This is a genomic window from Patescibacteria group bacterium (assembly GCA_022560785.1).
In the GTDB taxonomy this organism is placed as follows: domain Bacteria; phylum Patescibacteriota; class Minisyncoccia; order Phycocordibacterales; family JADFSL01; genus JADFSL01.
On the sequence record JADFSL010000044.1, the window covers coordinates 1 to 3269 of the forward strand.

The 3269-nt window shown below is 38.8% G+C and carries 4 protein-coding genes; 2 read left to right on the forward strand and 2 right to left on the reverse strand.

The window, feature by feature from the left end:
- Window positions 1-161 precede the first annotated feature (161 nt).
- Both IIB50_03125 and IIB50_03130 read right to left on the reverse strand, forming a co-directional pair.
- The gene (locus tag IIB50_03125; GenBank protein MCH7530080.1) at window positions 162-1343 is read right to left on the reverse strand and encodes an O-antigen ligase family protein; all 1182 of its coding nucleotides are present in this window, start codon (window positions 1341-1343) and stop codon (window positions 162-164) included.
- Window positions 1318-2148 (reverse strand): O-antigen ligase family protein, encoded by an 831-nt coding sequence (locus IIB50_03130; GenBank protein ID MCH7530081.1) that lies wholly within the window; start codon window positions 2146-2148, stop codon window positions 1318-1320. Before IIB50_03130 ends, IIB50_03125 begins: the two co-directional genes overlap by 26 nt.
- On the opposite strand from IIB50_03130, the gene IIB50_03135 reads away from it, so the two are divergent.
- Window positions 2075-3022 (forward strand): restriction endonuclease subunit S, encoded by a 948-nt coding sequence (locus tag IIB50_03135; GenBank protein ID MCH7530082.1) that lies wholly within the window; start codon window positions 2075-2077, stop codon window positions 3020-3022. The two genes, IIB50_03130 and IIB50_03135, sit on opposite strands and share 74 nt — an antisense overlap.
- Window positions 2997-3269, forward strand: a 273-nt coding sequence (locus tag IIB50_03140) for a hypothetical protein (protein MCH7530083.1), incomplete at its 3' end; no start/stop codon positions are given. The genes IIB50_03135 and IIB50_03140, both read left to right, overlap by 26 nt.

Here is a 3269-nt window from a genome sequence, read left to right on the forward strand (position 1 = left end):
GGATTTGTGGGTGAATCTTCCACTAACTTCAATAATAACAATCCCGCTTAGCCCCAATAGAACTCCCGTGGAGCAGGACGGAGCAAATCCAAGTATTTTATGAAATATTCAGGTTAGAAAAACCAGGTTGAACGGTGTACGTGAAAACCACCTGGAAATCTTCAACCATCTTCCTCCGGTTTTATTACAAAAAACGCTGTATATGTCCAGAAAATCAGAGCAACGGGTAATATATGCAGCGGATAACTCACCAAGCCCTGCATTAATATCATTCCAACGCTGCACAACGCCGCAGTAAAAAACATCCTGTCAAACTCAGAAGGAATCAACGGTATCTTTCTAATTAAAAGAAGAACTGAAACGGCAAATAGAACAAAAAATAATACACTAAAAATGCCGGATTCTGCCCACAGGTGCAAGAACTCATTGTGAGCATGATTCTTGATGTTTTTGAAGACTTCCGGCGGGTATTTATTCAGGAAGTCTTGATCAGTGCGTAAGATATCTCTTGTCCGGATAAAGTTTTTCTCATACGTCCCTAACCCGGTTCCGAGTATGGGAGCTTGTTTGATAATGCTCAGTGTTATATGCCAGATATATACCCGCTCCCTTATGGAAAAGTCTCTCGTGGTACCGGGTCTCATCATCTCCGCAGATGACGCTATTCTATCTGCAACTGAAACGGACTGATGGTGCCGGAGTGGATTCGGGACGGAATACACATTTATGATTACCAGGAATAACAAAAGTAACGACGTCAACCAGTATTTGTTTGACTTGATCAATCCGTATGTATACTTAAACATCACAAACATTAAAACCACGGTGGCAAAGAATAGACTTATGTAAACTCCCCTGCTTCCTGCATAAAGTATGTTAGTAAAAACCAGGCAAAGCAGGACCAGAAACAAATATTTCACTTTTTTGTTTTTCGTCCAAATGAAATATATAAGAATCGGCAAAAATGTAGCGCTCAAAAAAGATGCATAATGATTGGGATTCGAAAAGGCTGTAACTACTCTGCTCCCGAATTCAGGATTAGTCTGAAATGAGGCTATACCATAGTATTCCGCAATTCCCCAAAGAGATAGAATCGCAGAAGAAATGACAAAAAGCGAGATTAGCGATTTTTGTAAATGGATTCTCTTGATCGCCTTAACTGCGATTAACGGTAAAACGATAATCAGAAGTAAAATGCTATACTCAAACAATCCGGTTCTAATATCAGGTGAAAACAGAATTGAAACCAAAACGGACAGCAGAAAAAGAAGGAGGAACAACATTACCTTGGAGGAAAGAAAAGATTTGGATTCGGTGCTAAGCATTCTGGGTAAGTTCTTCATCAGTCCTATATGCCAAAGAAGCCATTACGCCTAGAAAAGACCAGAAAATCATACGTGGCACCGGGTGATATAATGCGTCGAAGAAAAAAAAGTTTATTAAAAACGCTATAAATATCAATTTGTAAATTTCCAAATGCTCCCTGATAACTTCTGATTTTGTTTCTTTTAATCTTTTATTTATCCTATTGAAAATTGTATACAAAAGAATAACAAAAGCCGCAAACCCCAATATTCCGTTTTCGGCAAGTATCATCAAATACAAATTATCGGGTCCTTCTATTACGGTCTGGAATTCATCATATTCGAATCTCTGGATTCTAAAATTCGCAGTTCCGACGCCAAACAACGGAAATTCTGTAAGAATTTTTGACACCGTCAGGTAGGAAGAAATCCGGTTTTTTTCGACAGGATTTTGGATATAACTCATAGGATTTCGCGTAAGAAGGGTATTTCGCACTTCGCCGGAAAAAAAAATCAGCGCGCCGAGCAATAGCACAGCTACTGTACCAAATTTGAGTATAACTGCTTTATGCTTGAAAAGCAGCAAGAGCAATGGTATACCGACCGCTATCCAGCTTCCCCTTGTAAACGTTAAAAACAACCCGGTAACGAGTATCGAAATAATTACGAAATGTAAGATGTTCATTCTATTTATGAACCTGTGGATCATAAGCAAAATTCCCGGCACTAAAAAAAAACCAAGCGTTACCGGGTGACCCACCGTTGAGACGATTCTACCGCTGTCCGAAAAACCGGTTCCACTTTGCAGTAATTTGAAATACAAAAAATTTTCTCTGTCTAACACAGTTGTGTATAACAGATTTTTTTATTACTATTTTCATAAAGAAACACTGAGATATTTGGATAGTGGCTCCGCACAGTCACAAATTACAATATCCGACCTTGAATCTGAATCATTCTTATTTCCTCCCCTCCCCGAACAAAAAGCCATAGCCTCAGTCCTTTCCAGTCTCGACGACAAAATAGACCTGCTCCACCGTCAGAACAAAACCCTCGAAGCCTTGGCAGAAACTCTTTTCAGGCAGTGGTTTGTTGAGGAGGCGAAGGAGGATTGGTGGGAGGACAGCCTTCTAGAAGTTATCCAATTAATCGGTGGGGGTACTCCAAAAACAGCAATTGCTGAATATTGGGATGGTGATATTCCTTGGTTGGCTGGTGGTGACATCGCATCGAACCATAAATCTTTTATAAATCACTCAGAAAAAAGTATAACTGAAGTTGGGTTAAAGAATAGTTCCGCAAAGCTGTTGCCGAAATATGCTACTGTGATCTCAGCAAGAGGCACTGTTGGGAAGTATTGTTTGCTTGCTCAACCGGTGACTTTTAGCCAGTCAAATTACGGTATATTGCCTAGTTCTAAAATTTCAGAATGTTTTTTCTTCACATACTTGCTTGTAAACCATGTGGTAGAAGAATTACAGTCTTCAGCTTATGGTAGTGTCTTTGATACGATAACAACTACCACTTTCAAAGAAATCAAAGTTTCTTTGCCAACAGAAGCTGAAATCCTTCGATTTGAACAATCAGTATCGCCATGCTTTAAGAAAATGTTTCTAAACAAATCACAAATCCTCACCCTTGAAAAACTCCGAGATACACTATTGCCAAAATTGATGAGTGGCGAAGTGAGGGTTGAAATGGAGATGTGCAATGTATGATGGAGGTTACTATGCGATTAAGGGATTTGAATTCCAAATAGACAAAACTATTCTGGAACTATTCAAAGCAGATGACACCACTCCTATTTATCTTGAACAAATTCAAGATATCAATACAAGCGATTTTGTAATGCAGGTGAAGTACAAAGAGACTCAAAAATACACTCCTGCAAAGATTAAAGAACCTGTAATTCAACTTATAAATGAGTATCAATCATTTCCAACAAAAAAGTATTATCTGTATTGC

Bases quoted from the DNA above. Each gene is read 5' to 3' on its own strand.
- IIB50_03125 (MCH7530080.1), bottom strand. From the start codon at position 1,343: ATGAAGAACTTACCCAGAATGCTTAGCACCGAATCCAAATCTTTTCTT.